This window comes from Mesorhizobium sp. WSM4808, assembly GCF_055811675.1.
In genome coordinates this window covers 31,058-48,218 of sequence record NZ_JBVVQX010000017.1, presented here as the reverse complement: position 1 = coordinate 48,218, position 17,161 = coordinate 31,058, and the positions used below count along the sequence as shown (strand labels likewise).

Below are 17,161 nucleotides of genomic sequence, written 5' to 3'. Positions count from 1 at the left end.
CAGAAGCGCTCTGCTCAGACCGCGCCGAGCAGGTGCAGCGCGAACCAGATCCATCCCAGCAGGAGAATCACCGCACTGACGAAGAATGACCGGCTGCGCAGCAGCAGATTGTTGCTGGTCAGGTGAATCCAGGCATGGAAATAGCGGGACGCGACGAAAATCCACATCAGCGACAAGGTCAGATAGTTGACGCCGTTGGTCAGGTGCAGCGTCAGGCACAGCACGTAAAACAGCACCGGCAGTTCGAACTGGTTGGTGAGATTGGCGGCAACGGTGACGCTGGAGGCCGGTTCGGCCGAACGCACCTTGAACTGACCGGCCTTCGCCTCGCCTGACCTGATTGCGCCGTATCTGCGACGACCCAGGACGCAGTAGACGATGTAGATCAGCAGCACATGCGCGAGAACGGGCCAGAAGATCGTGGTCTGGTTCATCAAGTGCCCCCTGCCCGGTTGGGCTTCGCGTGCGGCATCAGGCCTGGCGTTTCTGGCCCGCCAGCCAGAAGGCCGCGATGACGATCACCGGTATGGCGAAAAGCGCGAATTTGGTGACGGTGAGCGCCGAGGCGAAAGACAGCGAGTCCGGGTTGGCCGACAGGAAATCGGACAGAAGCCGCGCCACCGCAAAGTTCTGAACGTAATGTGCAAGCGTGTAGGGAAGCACCAGGACCAACGCGAAAATCGACTGCAGCTGCGCCGGCAGCACGCGGAAAGCCTTCAATCGTCGGCCGGTGGCCAGGATGAGGCTGACCAGCGTGACCGACAGGAGCGCCGGGAACAACAGGTCGAAGGTCAGATAGTGCCAGACGAGAATGATCTCGCCGCCGCGCCGGCCGAGCGCTGTCAGCCAGGCCATGCCTTCGTCCGGCGTAAACCCTAAAATGCGCATGTCGAGCGACGGCAAGCCGCCGCTCAACTGGCGGAAATAGAAGAATTCCAGAGCCGTCATGGCGATGAAAACCACCGCCGACAGGAAACAGAGCGCGCCTGCGTGGCGAGACAGCCGCAGGATCGTTGCCGTCAGGTTCCGCCCGAGCCCGTACTGGTCAGGCTCCACCGGGATAGTTCGGGCTTTCGCGGGTAATCGTGACGTCATGGGCGTGGCTTTCACGAAGTCCGGCATTGGATATGCGCACAAAGGTGGCGCGCTCGCGGAAATCGGCAAGGTCGCGGCCACCAACATAACCCATAGCGGCTTTCAAGCCGCCCGCAAGCTGGTGCAGCACGCCAGACACAGGTCCCTTGTAGGGAACCTGCCCTTCGATGCCTTCCGGAACCAGTTTCAGCGTGTCGCGCACCTCGGCCTGGAAGTAGCGATCGGCGGAGCCGCGGGCCATCGCGCCAACCGAGCCCATGCCGCGATACGCCTTGAAGGAGCGGCCCTGGTGCAGATAGACCTCGCCGGGGCTTTCGTCGGTCCCAGCCAGCAGCGAGCCGATCATGGCGGCACTTGCGCCGGCGGCGAGCGCCTTGGCGAGATCGCCGGAATATTTGATACCGCCATCGGCGATAACCGAGACGCCGGATTTGTGCGCCGTCTCGACCGCCGACATGATCGCCGAGAGCTGCGGCACGCCGACGCCGGCGACGATGCGGGTGGTGCAGATGGAGCCCGGACCGATGCCGACCTTGACGGCGTCGGCACCGGCGTCGATCAGCGCCTGCGTGCCCGCGGCGGTGGCGACGTTGCCGGCCAGGATGCGAACCGAGTTGGAGAGTTTCTTGGCGCGCGTCACCGCGTCGAGCACGCGTTGCGAGTGGCCATGCGCGGTGTCGATCACCAGAAGGTCGACGCCGGCATCGATGAGACGTTCGGCGCGTTCATAGCCGTCATCGCCGACGCTGGTGGCCGCGGCGGCGCGCAAGCGGCCCTGTGCGTCCTTGCTGGCGTGCGGGTTGAGCTGCGACTTCTCGATGTCCTTGACGGTGATCAATCCGACGCAGTTGCCCTGCCTGTCGACGACAACCAGCTTTTCGATGCGGTGCTGATGCAGAAGCCGCTTGGCCTCGTCCTGGTCGACGTTCTCCTTGACCGTGATCAGGTTGTCACGGGTCATCAGCTCATGGACCTTCTGCGCCGGATCGGAGGCAAAGCGCACGTCGCGATTGGTCAGGATGCCGATCAGCCGCCCGACCTTGTGGCCGCCAGTGCCACCATTCTCGACCACCGGAATGCCCGAGATCGAATAGCTGCGCATCAGGCCCAGCGCGTCGGCGAGCGTCGCGTCGGGGCCGATGGTGACAGGATTGACCACCATGCCGGATTCGAATTTCTTGACCTGCCGCACCTGCTCGGCCTGTTCGGCCGGCGAGAAATTGCGGTGGATGACGCCAATGCCGCCGGCTTGGGCCATGGCGATGGCGAGCCTGGCCTCGGTGACGGTGTCCATCGCCGCCGAGAGGATCGGCACGTTGAGGTCGATGTCGCCGGCGATGCGGGTGCGGACATCGGTCTCGCCGGGCATGACCTCGGAATGGCCGGGCTGCAGCAGCACGTCGTCAAAGGTCAGCGCCAATGCGCCAGTGGACGTTTCGATGATTTTTGCCATGGCCAGTCCCTTGAATATAAAACGCGGTGGGGGAATACAAAAAAGCGCTGGACCGGAATGGACAGCGCCGACTCGTTTCTTCCCTTTCAGGATTGGCGCTGGCTGGTACCACGTCCAAGCGCCAATGAAAAGCCGATCGTCTCGGTGTTTCGCGTTCTATCCAGAAGACTCCCCCAAGAGAGCATTGAGCAGAACGTGACGCGGCGATGCGAAAGGGCTGACGACAGTTACCCCACCCCATGTGAAGCCATCTTGCAGGTCTTCCGAAAGGAGCATCCGACAACCGGTTTGGGAAGCGGTGGACAGAATGACCGCGTCCCAAATGCTGAAGTGGTGGTCCGTAGCCAGATCAGCCGCCATCATCATTACGTCTTGCACTGTCGCGGCAACTGGAAACGCGTCGCGCCAGCCCAGAAGGGCATCCCGGGCTTCTACAGGCGGTCTTCCGGCCTTGCGGACGAGAACGTTGTACAGCTCACCAAGGACCTGAACAGGAATAACAGCAGCCTCTTGCGGTAGGTTGCGCAGCAGTTCAAGAACAATATCGCGCTTCTCGGCACCGTTGACCCCTTCCGCGCAGGCAAGGACATTGGTGTCGAGCGCAACCTTCATCGCTCGTCCTCGTAGAGCTCGCCACGGGTCCAGCGCCCGACATCCAAAACAGGCTGGCGCTCGAGGCGCGACAACAACGCTACGCGCGAGCGGGAAGCCACACCCTGCTGTCGATCGGCGGGCACTATTCGCGCGACCGGGCGTCCGTGACTGGTCACGACGTAGCTCTGTCCTTCGCGAACACCGCGCAGGATGAGAGAGAACTTGCGGTTGGCATCGGCTGCCGAAACGGCTTCTTCCATGACAAAGTCCATATAGTAGTTATATACACTACAATAATGTGACACATCGCCATTCGCAAGCTATTCTTTGCTGCTTGGCCAGCGCCTGGAGACGGAACGAGAAGACCTTGGCCGTCCCGGCAGTTCTGATTTAGGCACGGCGGCAGGCCAAGCGAACTGCCTGTCTCCCCGCAGTCGCACAAAAGTGACAGCAAATTAATGCGACATCAGAGCCAGCCCATGATAACCGCCCTGCATGTTGGCTCGCCTCCCGGTCAACCGTAAAAGAATCAAGTCGGACGCGTTTTGTGAACCGCACCATCCCGCTCATCCTGGCGGTCGCCCTTTTCATGGAAAACATGGATTCGACCGTCATTGCGACATCGCTGCCGGCGATCGCCGTCGACATCCACACCAGCCCGATCGCGCTCAAGCTGGCGCTGACCGCCTATCTCGTCTCGCTGGCGATCTTCATTCCGATCAGCGGCTGGATGGCGGACCGTTTCGGCGCCAAGAATATCTTTCGCGCCGCGATCGCCGTCTTCATCGTCGGGTCGATCGCTTGCGCCCTCTCCGGTTCGCTGCCTGCTTTCGTGGTGTCGCGCTTCCTGCAAGGCATCGGCGGCGCCATGATGACGCCGGTTGGGCGGCTGGTGCTGGTGCGCGCGACACCGAAAAGCGAACTCGTCGCGGCGATGTCCTGGCTGACCGTTCCGGCGCTGATCGGGCCGCTGGTCGGACCGCCGGTCGGTGGCTTCATCACCACCTATTTCGCCTGGCATTGGATTTTCCTGATCAATGTGCCGATCGGCGTGGTCGGCATCTGGCTGGCAACACGTTTCCTGCCGGAGACCGAACCCGCGCAGACCCCGCCACTTGATTTCATCGGCTTCGTGCTGAGCGGGCTGGCGGCATCCGGCGTGGTGTTCGGCCTGTCGGTGGTCAGCTTGCCCTATCTGCCGCCAATCGTCGGTGTCACCACCGTAGCGGTCGGCCTACTGTCGGGCGCGCTCTATCTGCTGCATGCGCGCCACGCCAAAAACCCGCTGCTGGCGCTCGAACTGTTCCGCAACCAGGTGTTCCGCTCCTCGGTGCTTGGCGGCGGACTGTTCCGCATCGGCATCGGTGCTGTGCCGTTCCTGTTGCCGCTGATGTTCCAGATCGGCTTTGGGCTGACGCCATTCCAGTCCGGTATGATCACCTTCGTCTCTGCAATCGGCGCCATCGGCATGAAATTCGTCACCGCGCTGATCTTCCGCGTCGCCGGCTTCCGCCGCGTTCTGGTTGTCGGTTCGCTGGTCGCCGCCGCCTCGATCGCCATCAACGGCCTGTTCACACCCGACACACCTTATCTCTTGATGCTGGCCATGCTGCTCGTCGGCGGCTTCATCCGCTCGATGTTCTTCACTGGCGTCAATGCGCTCGCCTATGCCGAGGTTTCGGCTGAAGACACCAGCAAGGCGACGCCGATTACAGCGGTGTTCCAGCAGTTGTCGGTCGCGCTCGGCGTGGCGCTGGCCGGCGGAATCCTGGAAGTATCGACGTCAATCCATGGCGGCCCGCTGTCGCTGGACGACTTCCACATTGCCTTCTTCATCGTCGCAGCGGTCTCGGCGGCGGCATCGCTATCCTTCGTCCGGCTGGCACCCGACGCCGGCAACGCCATTTCCGGTCACGGCCGGCTGACAACACCCAAGACGCTGGAAACGGTGAGCCCACCCGGCAACTGATGGCAGCCTACGCTTCGGCCTCACCTTCTCGACGGCCCGATTCGCCCGACGGCGGACCGGCGGTGCCCTGTCAGTCGTCGGCGTCCCCCGGCCCTTCGCTATAGCTCCGGGCGCTCGAGGCCTTCGGAACGTCCACTGGACGTTCCGATCCGCCTGACGGCGGACCGGCCTCTCGCCCTTTAAAATCTTTGGCCAGCAAATAGAGCTCGACCGATTCATCCCGCGACGCCGGCGGCTTGACGTGATGGACGGAGCGGAAGTTCTTCTTGAGCATGGAGAGCAACTCGTTTTCGGCGCCGCCCTGGAAAGTCTTGGCGAGGAAATGCCCGCCCGGCTTCAGCACCGACAGCGCAAAATCGGCCGCCACCTCGCACAGATGCATGGTGCGGATGTGGTCGGTCCGCTTGTGCCCGGTGGTTGGCGCCGCCATGTCGGACAACACGATATCGGGATCGCCGCCCAGCGCCTCGGCCAGCTTTTGCGGTGCTGCCGGATCGAGGAAATCCATCAGCAGCACCGGGGCGCCTGGCACGGCGTCCATTTCCAGATAGTCGATGCCGATGACATGCGGCTTGTCGGCCGTCGATTTCGTCCGCGCGGCGGCGACCTGGCACCAGCCGCCGGGGGCGGCGCCGAGATCGATCACCTTCATGCCGGGTTTCAGGAGATGATGCTTGTCGTCGATCTCGATCAGCTTGTAGGCCGCGCGCGAGCGATAGCCGTCAGCCTTGGAGCGCTGGACATAGGGATCGTTGATGTGGCGCTGCAGCCAGCGGCGCGACGATTCCTTCAGCCCGCTCTTCTTCTTGATCCGCGTCTTCAGCACACGAATGCTGGCTGATCCTGGTTTTTCCGGTTTCTTGGTCATTGCTTATTTCTTCGGTTCGGGCTCACGCTCTGCCACGCCCATCGTTGCGCCAGACGCCATCATCGGCCATCAGTTCGCTCAAAATACCTTCGCGCAGGCCACGATCGGCGACTCGCAGCCGCTCGGACGGCCACACGGCGCGGATCGCCTCGAGGATAGCACAGCCGGCCAGCACCAGATCGGCGCGATCGGCACCGATGCAAGGGTTGGCGCAGCGCTGCTGGAAATCCCAGCCAACCAGTCTTTCGACCATGCGATCGACGCTGTCGCGGTCCATCCACAGCCCGTCGACACGGCGGCGATCGTAGCGTTCGAGCTCAAGGTGAACGCCGGCCAGCGTCGTCACGGTTCCGGACGTGCCCAGCAGATGGAAATTCGGACTGGCCTTGAGATGGCTCAGCCGATCGCGACCGTCGAAGCTGGCCAGCCGGCCGGCAACGTCGTCGACCATGGCGGCGAAGATCTCGCGCGTCACCGTGCGGCCGCCAAAGCGCTCGGCCAGCGAGACGACGCCGACCGGCAGCGACGTCCACGACACGATATGATTGGCCAGCCTCGGCGAACGGCGGCCGGCGAGATCGATGAGCGCGATTTCGGACGAGCCGCCGCCGATATCGAACAGGACGACGCCTTGGGTGTCGCGCTCGACCAGCGAGCCGCAGCCGGACACCGCCAGCCGCGCTTCGGTCTGGCGGTCGATGATCTCAAGCTTCAGGCCGGCCTCGCGTTCCACGCGGTCGATGAACTCGACGCCGTTTTCGGCCGTGCGGCAGGCCTCGGTGGCGATCAGCCGGGCTTTTCTGATCTTGCGGTTGCGCAATTTGTCGCCGCAGATTTTCAGCGCCTCGACCGCGCGGTCCATCGCCGGCTGGCCGAGCCGGCCATTGGCGGTGAGCCCCTCGCCCAGCCGGACGATGCGCGAAAAAGCGTCGATGACGCGGAACTGGCCATGCCGCGTCGGCACGGCCACCAGCAGCCGGCAATTGTTGGTGCCAAGGTCTAGCGCCGCAAACACCGGAAGCTCCTGGACCGGCGGCCGACGGGCGCTCTGTTCCGGCCGTGGCACCACAGCGACGGGCGAGGCCACCGACTCCGACGGTCTGTGGGCCTCCGCCGGGGCACCGGTCTTGCCCGGCGCCGGCGATCGATTCTCCGCGGGACGCACTTCGTCGCGCGCAAAAACCTTGCGCCCGCGCCTTCGCTTGCGCCGCTTCTTGGGCTTGCCTTTGTGGGGTGCGTCGCCCGCCTGCCCGTCTGCGGAGCGGAGCTCCGTCGGGCGGCGTTGCTGCCAGCTTGCGTTCCCCGGGCCAGCCGACCGCTGGGAAGCGCTGGACACGCCCACCTCCGGCGCGCCGGCGCCGGTGTCGTGGTCTTCCACTGTCGTTCCTTCCGGCGCCGCGCGAACCTATGATGGACGCAGCAGGCGCTTCAGTGTTTTAAGTTGCCGCCAGACTAACAGCGCCGCGCCCGATCACCAAGAGCCGCGTGCCGAATTTTGCCGGCAGGCCGCAAACCGCCGTTCCGGGGCGGCCGCGTAATGAACCCGCACGCCGCAGTTGCCGGCGCTACGCCTGCCGGCATCTCTTTCGGCCGCTCACTGCGGCAAATCTAGCCGGCCGACGCTGCGACAAGGGTTCGCGGTTGAATAGCCGGCTTCGATGAGGCATTTCTGAAATGAGCGGAAGAATCCGGCAAGGCCGGCCTTTCACCAGCCACGAAAAGGAAGCGGACCCGCAACGCATGGCAGTCAGGCAATGAACTGGAGACGCTATTTCTGGCCGGTTGTGGGCATCGCCGCCGTGATCTTCTCGCTGCTGCTGCTCTGGCACGAATTGCGCGGCGTTTCGCTCGACGACGTCTGGGACGGTATCACGGCCATTTCGACCCGCGGCTGGGTCCTTGCCGCGCTGAGTTCGATCATCGCCTATGCCTCGCTTGCCGGCTACGACCACATCGCGCTCCTGCATATCGGCAAGCGCGTGTCGTGGCTGTTCGTCACGCTGTGCTCCTTCACCACCTATGCGCTGTCGCACAACATTGGCGGTTCGGTGTTTTCGGGCGCCGTCATCCGCTATCGCGCCTATGGTACCAGGGGCCTGACCGGACAGGATGTCGGCGTGCTGGTGGCGGTCTGCTGGATCACCTTCGTGCTGTCGACGATTTTGGCCTCGGGCCTGGTTCTGGTGTTCGAGCCTGAGATACTCGACCGGTTTTCCGGCATCGCCCATCATGGCCTGTCGGAAGCGGCCGGCATCGCGATGCTGCTGCTCGTCGCCGCCTATGTCTTCGGCAGCTGGCTGCATCTGCGCCCGCTGAAGATCGCCAGTTTTCAGCTCCACTATCCGGCGCTGCCGATCGTCGCGCGGCAGTTGCTGATCGGCCCGATCGAACTGCTGGCCGCCGCCGCGATCATCTTCTTTGCCCTGCCCGCAGCCCACAATCCCGGCTACTTCGTCATACTGGGCGTCTTCCTCGTCTCCTTCTCGATCGCGCAGATCTCGCATGCGCCGGGCGGGCTCGGCGTGTTCGAGGTGGTGTTTCTCGCCGGCCTGTCGGACATGGATCCGGTCGGCGTGCTGGCGGCGCTGCTGGTGTTCCGGCTGTTCTACCTGATCATCCCGTTGATTCTGGGCCTGGGCGTCGTGCTGTTCTTCGAACGCTCGCAGTTCAGCCGGACGGAGCCTTGAGGAGCGGGATTGGATCTGGAGGCCGCGCGCCGGCATCTGAAGTGCGGCGTCTGAAATCACCTGACGAAACGTGCCATTGAAGCACAGAGCAGGCTTGACTATTTTCCGCTGGCGGCTACAAGGCAGCGCTCAAGCGGCTCAGCTGCTCGGCCCGCGCGGTTCATGACCACGCCTGCTGGGGAATAGGTTAACGGTAGACCCACGGACTCTGACTCCGTTAGTCCTGGTTCGAATCCAGGTTCCCCAGCCAGACATTTCTCAAGTATCTACCAGTGCGGAACCTCCCGACGCCGGCCACGTTCGGCTGCATGGCTTTCTTGACCGGGTTTTCATCTGCAGTGGTCGTTCTGTTTATCGTGCTGCTGTTCACCCACGCAGCCCGTGATCTTCAAAGCTCACCTATGTATCATCGGATATATCACCGACTCCGCCGAGGCTTTAGGTCTTCGTTTTGAAGCGCAACGATGGCTGAACGCGTTATCCCGCCGTCTGCGGCCTAACCGGCCCAGCAGTGTTCCACCGGATGAACTCGGCTTTCTTACGGGTGACGTGCCGCAAGGTCTTCAACAACACCTCATGCGGGACACCGGTCTGCCTGTAGTGGTCGTAATACGGCGATATGAATGGCTTAATGATGCTTAGGTGCAGCGCTTCCGCTGCCATTAGAAAGCGATCAATTTCAGCTTGTGATAATTGCTTTGTGGTTTTGACCTAGTCATTGCGACACCTTTTGAGAGTCGCCACCCGAGGACAATTCCTACAGCACACCGAACCGGGCCGGCGAGCTTCCCGTCATGTCGAGATCGGCTCAGTCCGACGTAACAGGACCCGACTCGACGACTTGCGCCGTGACTGAGGAAAGGATTCCTCGCTTCGCCAGGACAGGCTTTTCATAGTTCTTTTTCATAAATGCTCCTCGCATTTTCCACTCGCCGAAGGTGCTTTGGAGCGATCAAGTTGTCAAGCTGATGCTAAAAAGCCGCCAAAAGGATAGGAAGTTGGCAAACTCGCCGGGCGAAGACCCCAACGCCCTCGGAGCCCGGCGAGCCTACTACCTAATCGGGTACGCGATCAGGACCGGGGTTCACCCAGTAACAGGTCCGGTGCAAGAGCAATGCCAGCAACCCTGTGCTGAAATGGGACGGGCGGCAAAATGACCGTAAACTTGGCCCCAGCGGAATATGGTCCTTTAATTAAATTAGCGTAGACGCATAAAAAGGCTTATAATTCGGACAGCCGGCACTGCCCCCTCCAAGCCGGTCAGGCTCGGCGCCAGTCCCCCTCGATACCCCCCGACGCCGGGCCGCTGCTCCTAGCCGCTGGTCAGGATAAGCGCGCTAGCGATACGGCGCGTCATCGGTGTCTATGCGACGGAATCATGGAAGGCGAGATTGCCTGGTCGTTGCGTCCGCCTTAGTGAAGCTTCATGAAGGCTCCTCCACAAGGCCGCGTCATGCTCACTGATAGCCAGTACATTCTCGAACGCATGAGCCAAGGCTGCGTGACGCTCTCCGACGACGCGTTCGTCATCGACAGGCTGGTCAAGTATTTCGGCAATGGGAAGATCCGCTGGCATGTCGAATTCCGTGGGCATCGCATCGAGCTGACGACAGGCCAGCTCAAGAAGCAGCCGACCTTCCGCAGGAAGATACTCGAACAGGCTGGCGTGCTGCCGCCCCAGCGTGCCGGGACCGACTACAGGCGATGGGCACTCGATCTGAGGAAGAATGCCATCGAGCTTCCTTGGCGGGATAGGCCGGTCGATGCCGGTTTCGCCATCGACAGGCTCACCAGCCATGGGGACGGGCGCTGGACGGTCGAATACCAGGGCAAGGCAATCAAATTCACGACGACCAAACTCCGCAGGCAGGTTAGTTTCCGCAAACGCATGCTGGCCAAGGCCAAGGTGCTGCCGCCCCAGTTGGACCCGGTTGCCTACCGGAAGTGGATGGACTGGCTCATTCAAAACGCCACCGAAGCCGCCCCGCAGGCCGGCGATGCCTCGATGACAGAAAAAAGTTGGCTGGACGACCTGCCAGAGCTGGCCGGCTGGCAGAATGAAGCACCGCCCGAAGGGGCCAGCTAGGGGGCGGCACGCGTTGCGTTTGCCATGCCTGGAGATTTCGTCACACACTGATGACGAGGGAATCTGACCAGAGCCTGGCTCGCTGGCAATCGGAATTGAAATGAGCACCCATGGACCGCTTCAACCTCGGCACTTATCGCCGCCCCATCTCCACGCGCTCGGCGGAAACCCAGCGCTGGTTCGATATAGGACTGAAGTGGTGCTACGGCTTCAACCATGAGGAGGGCATCAAGTGTTTTGAGAAGGCGCTGGAGACGGATCCTGATTGCGCTTTTGTGCATTGGGGCATCGCCTATGCCGCCGGGCCCTTTTACAATCTGACCTGGAAAGAGCATGGCGAGGCCGAGGCCAACAGCGCAACCAGACGCTGCTTCGAGCATGTCCAGCTAGCGCGCGCCAATGCGGCTGCCGCCAGCGATGTCGAAAGGCGCCTGATCGAAGCGCTGGCGTGCCGCTTCCAGAAGCCGCACCGGGTGGGCCCCGAGGAATTCGAACAATGGGACGATGCCTATGCCGCCGCTATGCGGCTTGTGTATCAGGACTTTCCCGACGACGACGATGTGATGGCGCTTTTCGTTGAGGCGCTGATGATGCGCACGGTGCGGCGGCTGTGGAATCTCAAGACCGGCGCGCCGGCGCCGAATTCCGATGTCGTCGAGGCGCTCGACGTTTGCGAGCGGTCAATCCGGTTTGCCGACGAGACCGGCGCAGCACAACGTCCGGCGATCGTCCACCTGCACATCCATCTCCTGGAAATGTCCACCATGCCGGAGCGCGGCATGCGCTCGGCGGATCTGCTGGGCGAAATGTGCCCCGATGCCGGGCACATGAACCACATGCCGGGGCATATCTATGTGCTGTGCGGCGAGTACGAGAAGGCCAGGCTTGCCAGCGAGAAGGCGGTGCGCGCCAACGACCTCTATCTGGCCTATGCCGACGAGCCGACCTACTATCTGCTCGGCTGCTGCCACGATCTGCATCTGATGACATTCACCTGCATGTTGTCAGGCCAGTACCGGCCGGCACTGTGGGCCGCCGACAAGGTGCGCAGCCTGGTCGCGCGCGAGGTGGTCGCCATCCAGGACCGGCCAAAACTCACCCAGACAGTGGAAGGCTACCATGCGATGAAATCGCATCTGCTGGTGCGCTTCGGCCGCTGGCAGGAGATCGTCGACGAACCGGTCACCGCGGAGCCGGGCCTTTATGTGCTGACAGCGGCCATGCAGCACTACGCCAAGGGTGTCGCGCATGCGACGCTCGGGCTTTTCACCGAGGCCGAGCGCGAGCGCGAAAAATTCCACCGGCATCTGGAAGGCATTCCGGCCGAGCGGCGCTTCCTCAGCAACCCGACGCGGGCTTCGCTGGCTGTCGGGGCTGCCCTGCTCGACGGCGAGCTTGCCTATCACCAGGGCCGGCATGACGAGGCCTACGGCCATCTGCGGCAAGCGGTCGAGCTTGACGACAATCTGTCCTACACCGAGCCGTGGGCGTGGATGCATCCGCCGCGCCATGCGCTGGCAGCACTGCTTCTCGACCAGGGCCACTCTGCAGAAGCTGAACAGGTCTATCGCGACGATCTCGGCCTGAGCGGCAAGGTGCAGCGCTGCGCCCAGCATCAGAACAATGTCTGGGCACTGCACGGGCTGGTGGAATGCATGAATCGGCGCGGCGAGACTGATGAATTGCCGATATTGCAGACAAGCCTTGCCGCGGCGCTGGCCAAGGCGGACGTGCCGATCACCTCGTCCTGCCTGTGCAGGACGAGCGCGCAGCAAGGCTGCTGTCACTGACGCGAAGTCAGCCTACCGCCACTGTTGCGGCCGATCGGCTCGCCAAACAAATTGTCGACCGATCATCGTTGGCGGTGAAACCCTCGCCGCCCGGTCGTGTCACCTGCCGATCAGCCCAGGCTCCACGCTTTGTCTCGTATCACGCCTTCCTCGATCAGCACCGAGCAGTCTATCTCATCGTGAAGTTGGGCGTTTGGGTCGGACAAAAGCCAGGAAGCATAGGACCGAAGCTGCTTGAGCCTGGCTGTTTTCTCAAGCCGGGCCTGGCGCTCATCCTCGGCTGCCGGTCTTCTGTCCTTCTGGGCAGGAAATTGCATGCTGGCTCTCCTCGGTCACCGAGCTGCGCTTCGACTTGAAGCCAACACATGCGCTGGCGAGAGTCGCCATCCATCTGGATGATGGCGGACCCTTATCAACAATGCACCCGCGCCACCGCCGGGTGCTCCCTGGTCCGGGTTCGCTGCGGCGCATCGGCACTCGGCAGTCGGACGCAGCCAGGGGAATGGAACCAGATCGGCCGTGCGACGTCATAGAAGCAGGTGCTCATACAGGAGTGTGACCTCCATGATCAGGCTCGTTCTTGCCGCTGCCGCCATGCTCGTCATGGCATGGGATGCAACGGCGGCGGCAAAACTGGACGCGGTCACCGTCAACAACGCCCAATTTGACGGCAGCGAAGCGAAAGGCGTCAGTGCGACCGTTCTGAAGGCGCAAATCCTCCTGGATCGTGCACGCTTCTCGCCAGGCCTGATCGATGGCCGCCAAGCAGAGAACTTCAGCCGGGCAGTCAGTGCGTTTCAAGCGGCCAACGGATTGCCTGCCGACGGCAAGCTTACCCGCGAGACATGGGACAAGCTGGTCGCGAGCTCCTCGCGCCCCGCGCTTGAGACCTACGAGTTGACGCGCAAGGATGTGCAGGGACCGTTCACCAGGCGAATTCCGACGCGCATGGAGAGGATGGCCCGCCTGCCCAGGCTGGCCTACCACAATGCCCTGGAAAAGATCGCGGAGCGCTTCCACAGCAGCGAGGAACTGCTTGAACGCCTCAATCCCGGCATCGGCTTCAGGAGAGCGGGGCAAAAGCTGCTGGTGCCAGCTGTCGCCCGAGGTGATCCGCCGCAAGACATTGGGAACGTGGAGGTCGACAAGAGCGCTCGCCAGGTTCGCGTGCTCGACCCTTCCGGCAAAGTGCTTGCGACGTACCCCGCCTCGATCGGGAGCCAGGAGAAGCCCGCGCCGAGTGGCGAGGCAGAGGTCAAACGCGTGGTGCGCCACCCAACCTATCACTACGATCCCGAGTTTGCCTTCAAGGGGGTGAAGACGAAGCGCCCCTTCACGATCGCTGCCGGGCCAAACAATCCGGTGGGATCGGTCTGGATCGATTTGTCCATCGATAGTTATGGCATTCACGGGACTCCGGACCCAGGCAAGATCGGAAAGACCTTCTCGCATGGTTGCATCAGGCTGACCAACTGGGATGCCGAAGACCTCGCCTCCGAAGTGCAAAGAGGCACAAAGGTCGTCTTCAAGGAGGAAGCGGCAGGATCGGTCGAGCAAGGATCGCAGTAGTTAGGCGCTACGGACTAACCCGCTTTCGACCGTGTGACTGGCGTCACCGTGGGGCGGCGCCCTTACCCCAGCCACTTCTCATAATCGGATACCAGCAGATGGACCGGGGCAACGTCTTCGTCGATGTTGGAAAAACGGCCGATCGGTTCGCGGAACACATTGTCGGTGAGATCGTCATTGACGGTCGAGACCTCTCCGATCAGCACGTCCTTGCCCTCGGCCCAGAAGGCATGCCAGACGCCGGGCAAGAGCGTGACGCTCTGGCCCGGGTCGAGCTTCAGGAGCCCGCCCGCAGGCAGCCTGTGGATGGTTCCGTCGACCGGCACCGAAACCTCCGCCTTGGGATCGATGCCGCCGTCGCGGTCATGCATGAACAGTTCCAGCACCAGCTTGCCGCCGCCACGGTTGATGATGTCCTCGGCCTTGATGTTGTGGCGGTGCATCGGCGACAGCTGATCCTTGCGCGAGATCATGATCTTCTCGGCATAGAGCATGCCCATGCCCTTCTTCATGTCCTCGTAGCGGCCGTTGCGAACGGTGAACAGGAACAGGCCGAGTTCCCTGAATTTCTCCTGGCCGTAATCGGTGATGTCCCAGCCGAGCCGCGAGGTGAATACGGCCGACGAGTCGACCTGGCGCGCCTTCGCCTCCTGCGGCGACCAATAGGCGAAGGGCGGCATGATGTAGCCGAACGAGCGGATGAAAGCGTCGGCTTCGCGGATGATGTCGTTGATGGCGGAGCGCTTCATGGTCATGATCCCTTCGTATCGATTTGTCTGGCAAATCGCATAGCCGAACGCCGATGCGGTGTCGATCCATCTCGCTGCCCTGTCCGGCGTTGCGCTTCGGCGCATGGACCACAGATCCGCTTCGCTGGCCGCGTGACATCACGGATTTTCAGGGCCATAAAACCCGCGGATTCCTCATGGGTGAAAGATGATGCCGACCGTTCACGATCTCGATACGCCATCCATCCTGATCGACGCCGCGCGCGCGGAAGCCAACATTGCCCGCGCCCAGGCGCATGCCGACAAGAACGGGCTGAAGCTCCGGCCGCATATCAAGACGCACAAATTGCCCTACTGGGCGAAGAAGCAGATAGCGGCCGGCGCCGTCGGCATCACCTGCCAGAAGATCGGCGAGGCCGAGGTGATGGCCGATGCCGGGCTGACCGATATTTTTCTTCCCTACAACATCCTTGGGCGCGCCAAGCTGGAGCGGCTTCTGGGGCTGCACGGGCGCGTCACCCTGTCGGTGACAGCGGACAGCATGGAGACGCTCGAAGGGCTGGCAACCACCTTCAGCGATGCCGGCCATCGTTTGCAGGTGCTGGTCGAATGCGACACCGGCATGGGCCGCTGCGGCGTGCAGTCGGCTGATGAAGCGGTCGCGCTGGCAAGACAGATCGACAGAGCCGGTGGCCTCGCCTTCGGGGGGCTGATGACCTACCCGGCCGCCGGGCGGGCAGCGGAGGCCGAAGCCTGGCTCACCGGGGCCAAGCAGGCGCTGGCCGCGTCGGGCCTCGCCTGCGAGCGCATCTCCAGCGGCGGCACGCCGGATATGTGGCGCTCCAGCGATACATCCGTTGTCACCGAGTATCGTCCAGGCACCTACATCTATCTCGACCGCTATCAGGTCGCCAAAGGCGTCGGCGGCCTCGACGACTGTGCGCTGACGGTGCTGTCGACGGTGGTCAGCCATCCCACAGCGACGCGCGCTATCCTCGATGCCGGGAGCAAGGCGCTGTCCAGCGACACGCTGGGTCTCGCCGATTTCGGCGAGTTGCTCGGCGTGTCGGGAGCGCGGGTGACGGGCCTGAGCGAGGAGCACGGCACCGTCACGCTTTCGGGCGACGGCAAGCTGCGCATCGGCGAGCGCGTGCGTGTCGTGCCCGACCATTGCTGCGTCGTCACAAACCTGTTCAACGAGGTCAATCTGATCGACGGCGACAAGGTGCTGGAAACGCTCCCGGTGGCGGCGCGCGGAAGGATGGGGTGAACTAGGAAGCGCCTTGCCTTCTCCCCCTGTGGGAGAAGGTGGATCGGCGCGCAGCGCCGAGACGGATGAGGGTGTTCCAGCGGAATGAGACGTTGGCGTTCCCTGGAACACCCCTCATCCGTCGCCTTCGGCTACACCTTCTCCCACAATGGAAGAAGGGGGAGACCGCTCGGCCTGCCGTGCCGCAACCCTGCGCATGGCAATCACCCTGCGGCGGCGGATTTCGGTGCGCATCGCCATCAGGTGCAGCGCGAAGAACAGCACGGTAAAGCCGAGCGCCATCACCAGCAGCGGCCATAGCAGGCTGGGGTCGATGGTGGAGCCGCCCATGCGGAACACCGAGGCCGGCTGATGCAGCGTGTTCCACCAGTCGACCGAGAATTTGATGATCGGGATGTTGATGAAGCCGACCAGCGTGATGATGGCCGCGGCCCAGGCGGCACGGCTGGCATCGTCGAGCGCGCGGGTCAGCGCGATGATGCCGAGATACATCAGGAACAGCACGAACACCGAGGTCAGCCGAGCATCCCAGACCCACCAGGTGCCCCACATCGGCTTGCCCCAGATCGAACCGGTGATCAGCGCCAGCGCGGTGAAGACGGCGCCGATGGGTGCGGCTGATTTCAGCGCGACATCGGCCAACGGATGCCGCCAGACGAGCGTGCCGAGCGCCGAGACCGCCATCAGCGTGTAGCACATCATGGCGAGCCAGGCGAAAGGCACGTGGATATACATGATGCGGACGGTGATGCCCTGCTGGAAATCCTCAGGCGCGGCGAAGCTCATATAGAGCCCCACGGCGAGGATCAGTGTGGCGATCGTGGCCAGCCATGGCACGACCTTGTCCGCCAGCCCGACGAAGCGCGTCGGGTTGGCGAGGTCCATCCAGCCGGTCAGGCGTGAAGTCGTATCGCTCATGCGGTTCTACATAAACCGCCGCGGCGTTCGGGGCAATCGAGCGGTGGTGTCGCAGACGCAATTGGGGCGGCCGTGCCTGTACTCTCACCCGGACCTAACGGTCCGACCTCCCCACAAGGGGGAGGTAAAAGAAA

At 62.9% G+C, this 17,161-nt stretch carries 16 protein-coding genes and 1 tRNA gene; 7 read left to right on the top strand and 10 right to left on the bottom strand.

Annotated elements, in window-relative coordinates; translation table 11 throughout:
* Nucleotides 1-14: 14 nt before the first annotated feature.
* The 5 genes from AC0L2U_RS26560 to AC0L2U_RS26540 form a co-directional block, all read right to left on the bottom strand.
* Nucleotides 15-434, bottom strand: coding sequence for an MAPEG family protein (locus AC0L2U_RS26560; protein ID WP_127269489.1), 420 nt, complete (start codon nucleotides 432-434; stop codon nucleotides 15-17).
* A 37-nt stretch (nucleotides 435-471) separates the two neighbouring features.
* Nucleotides 472-1,095 (bottom strand): hypothetical protein, encoded by a 624-nt coding sequence (locus tag AC0L2U_RS26555; RefSeq protein WP_127269488.1) that lies wholly within the window; start codon nucleotides 1,093-1,095, stop codon nucleotides 472-474.
* Complete coding sequence (gene guaB, locus AC0L2U_RS26550) at nucleotides 1,046-2,548, bottom strand: IMP dehydrogenase (RefSeq protein ID WP_127269487.1); 1,503 nt, start codon at nucleotides 2,546-2,548, stop codon at nucleotides 1,046-1,048. The genes AC0L2U_RS26555 and guaB overlap by 50 nt, the downstream gene beginning before the upstream one ends.
* A 156-nt stretch (nucleotides 2,549-2,704) precedes the next feature.
* Nucleotides 2,705-3,160 (bottom strand): PIN domain-containing protein, encoded by a 456-nt coding sequence (locus AC0L2U_RS26545; RefSeq protein WP_127269486.1) that lies wholly within the window; start codon nucleotides 3,158-3,160, stop codon nucleotides 2,705-2,707.
* On the bottom strand, nucleotides 3,157-3,402 hold the full coding sequence (locus AC0L2U_RS26540) for a type II toxin-antitoxin system prevent-host-death family antitoxin (protein ID WP_127269485.1): 246 nt from the start codon (nucleotides 3,400-3,402) through the stop codon (nucleotides 3,157-3,159). Before AC0L2U_RS26540 ends, AC0L2U_RS26545 begins: the two co-directional genes overlap by 4 nt.
* 287 nt (nucleotides 3,403-3,689) lie before the next feature.
* Here AC0L2U_RS26540 and AC0L2U_RS26535 point away from each other — a divergent pair, with 287 nt between their 5' ends.
* The gene (locus AC0L2U_RS26535; RefSeq protein ID WP_473602868.1) at nucleotides 3,690-5,111 is read left to right on the top strand and encodes an MFS transporter; all 1,422 of its coding nucleotides are present in this window, start codon (nucleotides 3,690-3,692) and stop codon (nucleotides 5,109-5,111) included.
* Nucleotides 5,112-5,181: 70 nt separating this feature from the next.
* Here AC0L2U_RS26535 and AC0L2U_RS26530 read toward each other — a convergent pair whose 3' ends face one another.
* Both AC0L2U_RS26530 and AC0L2U_RS26525 read right to left on the bottom strand, forming a co-directional pair.
* Complete coding sequence (locus AC0L2U_RS26530) at nucleotides 5,182-5,979, bottom strand: RlmE family RNA methyltransferase (protein WP_473602867.1); 798 nt, start codon at nucleotides 5,977-5,979, stop codon at nucleotides 5,182-5,184.
* 22 nt (nucleotides 5,980-6,001) lie between these two features.
* Entirely contained in the window at nucleotides 6,002-7,357 is a 1,356-nt protein-coding gene (locus tag AC0L2U_RS26525; protein ID WP_128363056.1) for a Ppx/GppA phosphatase family protein, read from the bottom strand.
* 376 nt (nucleotides 7,358-7,733) lie between these two features.
* On the opposite strand from AC0L2U_RS26525, the gene AC0L2U_RS26520 reads away from it, so the two are divergent.
* From AC0L2U_RS26520 to AC0L2U_RS26505, 4 genes are all read left to right on the top strand, one after another.
* Nucleotides 7,734-8,666: a lysylphosphatidylglycerol synthase domain-containing protein gene (locus AC0L2U_RS26520; protein ID WP_127395486.1), complete on the top strand. Its 933-nt coding sequence runs from the start codon at nucleotides 7,734-7,736 to the stop codon at nucleotides 8,664-8,666.
* A gap of 176 nt (nucleotides 8,667-8,842) precedes the next feature.
* Nucleotides 8,843-8,916, top strand: a tRNA-Gln gene (locus AC0L2U_RS26515).
* A gap of 1,203 nt (nucleotides 8,917-10,119) precedes the next feature.
* The gene (locus AC0L2U_RS26510; protein WP_127395489.1) at nucleotides 10,120-10,752 is read left to right on the top strand and encodes a hypothetical protein; all 633 of its coding nucleotides are present in this window, start codon (nucleotides 10,120-10,122) and stop codon (nucleotides 10,750-10,752) included.
* A 110-nt stretch (nucleotides 10,753-10,862) separates the two neighbouring features.
* Nucleotides 10,863-12,542, top strand: a complete 1,680-nt coding sequence (locus AC0L2U_RS26505; protein ID WP_473602866.1) for a hypothetical protein — start codon at nucleotides 10,863-10,865, stop codon at nucleotides 12,540-12,542.
* A 110-nt stretch (nucleotides 12,543-12,652) separates the two neighbouring features.
* Here AC0L2U_RS26505 and AC0L2U_RS26500 read toward each other — a convergent pair whose 3' ends face one another.
* Nucleotides 12,653-12,859: a hypothetical protein gene (locus AC0L2U_RS26500; protein ID WP_164873861.1), complete on the bottom strand. Its 207-nt coding sequence runs from the start codon at nucleotides 12,857-12,859 to the stop codon at nucleotides 12,653-12,655.
* 247 nt (nucleotides 12,860-13,106) lie between these two features.
* On the opposite strand from AC0L2U_RS26500, the gene AC0L2U_RS26495 reads away from it, so the two are divergent.
* Nucleotides 13,107-14,111 (top strand): L,D-transpeptidase family protein, encoded by a 1,005-nt coding sequence (locus tag AC0L2U_RS26495; RefSeq protein ID WP_473602865.1) that lies wholly within the window; start codon nucleotides 13,107-13,109, stop codon nucleotides 14,109-14,111.
* Nucleotides 14,112-14,173: 62 nt separating this feature from the next.
* Here AC0L2U_RS26495 and AC0L2U_RS26490 read toward each other — a convergent pair whose 3' ends face one another.
* Nucleotides 14,174-14,860, bottom strand: a complete 687-nt coding sequence (locus tag AC0L2U_RS26490) for a D-lyxose/D-mannose family sugar isomerase (protein WP_127258087.1) — start codon at nucleotides 14,858-14,860, stop codon at nucleotides 14,174-14,176.
* Nucleotides 14,861-15,050: 190 nt separating this feature from the next.
* On the opposite strand from AC0L2U_RS26490, the gene AC0L2U_RS26485 reads away from it, so the two are divergent.
* Nucleotides 15,051-16,109: a D-TA family PLP-dependent enzyme gene (locus AC0L2U_RS26485; RefSeq protein ID WP_473602890.1), complete on the top strand. Its 1,059-nt coding sequence runs from the start codon at nucleotides 15,051-15,053 to the stop codon at nucleotides 16,107-16,109.
* 114 nt (nucleotides 16,110-16,223) lie between these two features.
* Here AC0L2U_RS26485 and AC0L2U_RS26480 read toward each other — a convergent pair whose 3' ends face one another.
* A complete protein-coding gene (locus AC0L2U_RS26480) occupies nucleotides 16,224-17,027 on the bottom strand; it encodes a heme ABC transporter permease (protein WP_127395493.1) in 804 nt (267 codons plus the stop codon).
* Nucleotides 17,028-17,161 lie beyond the last annotated feature (134 nt).

What these genes read in the sequence shown, in the direction of transcription:
- AC0L2U_RS26480 (WP_127395493.1), bottom strand. Translation starts at nt 17,027, where the DNA reads ATGAGCGATACGACTTCACGCCTGACCGGCTGGATGGACCTCGCCAAC.
- AC0L2U_RS26560 (WP_127269489.1), bottom strand. Translation starts at nt 434, where the DNA reads ATGAACCAGACCACGATCTTCTGGCCCGTTCTCGCGCATGTGCTGCTG.
- AC0L2U_RS26530 (WP_473602867.1), bottom strand. Translation starts at nt 5,979, where the DNA reads ATGACCAAGAAACCGGAAAAACCAGGATCAGCCAGCATTCGTGTGCTG.
- AC0L2U_RS26495 (WP_473602865.1), top strand. Translation starts at nt 13,107, where the DNA reads ATGATCAGGCTCGTTCTTGCCGCTGCCGCCATGCTCGTCATGGCATGG.
- AC0L2U_RS26485 (WP_473602890.1), top strand. Translation starts at nt 15,051, where the DNA reads ATGCCGACCGTTCACGATCTCGATACGCCATCCATCCTGATCGACGCC.
- AC0L2U_RS26540 (WP_127269485.1), bottom strand. Translation starts at nt 3,402, where the DNA reads ATGGAAGAAGCCGTTTCGGCAGCCGATGCCAACCGCAAGTTCTCTCTC.
- AC0L2U_RS26500 (WP_164873861.1), bottom strand. Translation starts at nt 12,859, where the DNA reads ATGCAATTTCCTGCCCAGAAGGACAGAAGACCGGCAGCCGAGGATGAG.
- AC0L2U_RS26510 (WP_127395489.1), top strand. Translation starts at nt 10,120, where the DNA reads ATGCTCACTGATAGCCAGTACATTCTCGAACGCATGAGCCAAGGCTGC.
- guaB (WP_127269487.1), bottom strand. Translation starts at nt 2,548, where the DNA reads ATGGCAAAAATCATCGAAACGTCCACTGGCGCATTGGCGCTGACCTTT.
- AC0L2U_RS26555 (WP_127269488.1), bottom strand. Translation starts at nt 1,095, where the DNA reads ATGACGTCACGATTACCCGCGAAAGCCCGAACTATCCCGGTGGAGCCT.
- AC0L2U_RS26545 (WP_127269486.1), bottom strand. Translation starts at nt 3,160, where the DNA reads ATGAAGGTTGCGCTCGACACCAATGTCCTTGCCTGCGCGGAAGGGGTC.
- AC0L2U_RS26520 (WP_127395486.1), top strand. Translation starts at nt 7,734, where the DNA reads ATGAACTGGAGACGCTATTTCTGGCCGGTTGTGGGCATCGCCGCCGTG.
- AC0L2U_RS26505 (WP_473602866.1), top strand. Translation starts at nt 10,863, where the DNA reads ATGGACCGCTTCAACCTCGGCACTTATCGCCGCCCCATCTCCACGCGC.
- AC0L2U_RS26490 (WP_127258087.1), bottom strand. Translation starts at nt 14,860, where the DNA reads ATGAAGCGCTCCGCCATCAACGACATCATCCGCGAAGCCGACGCTTTC.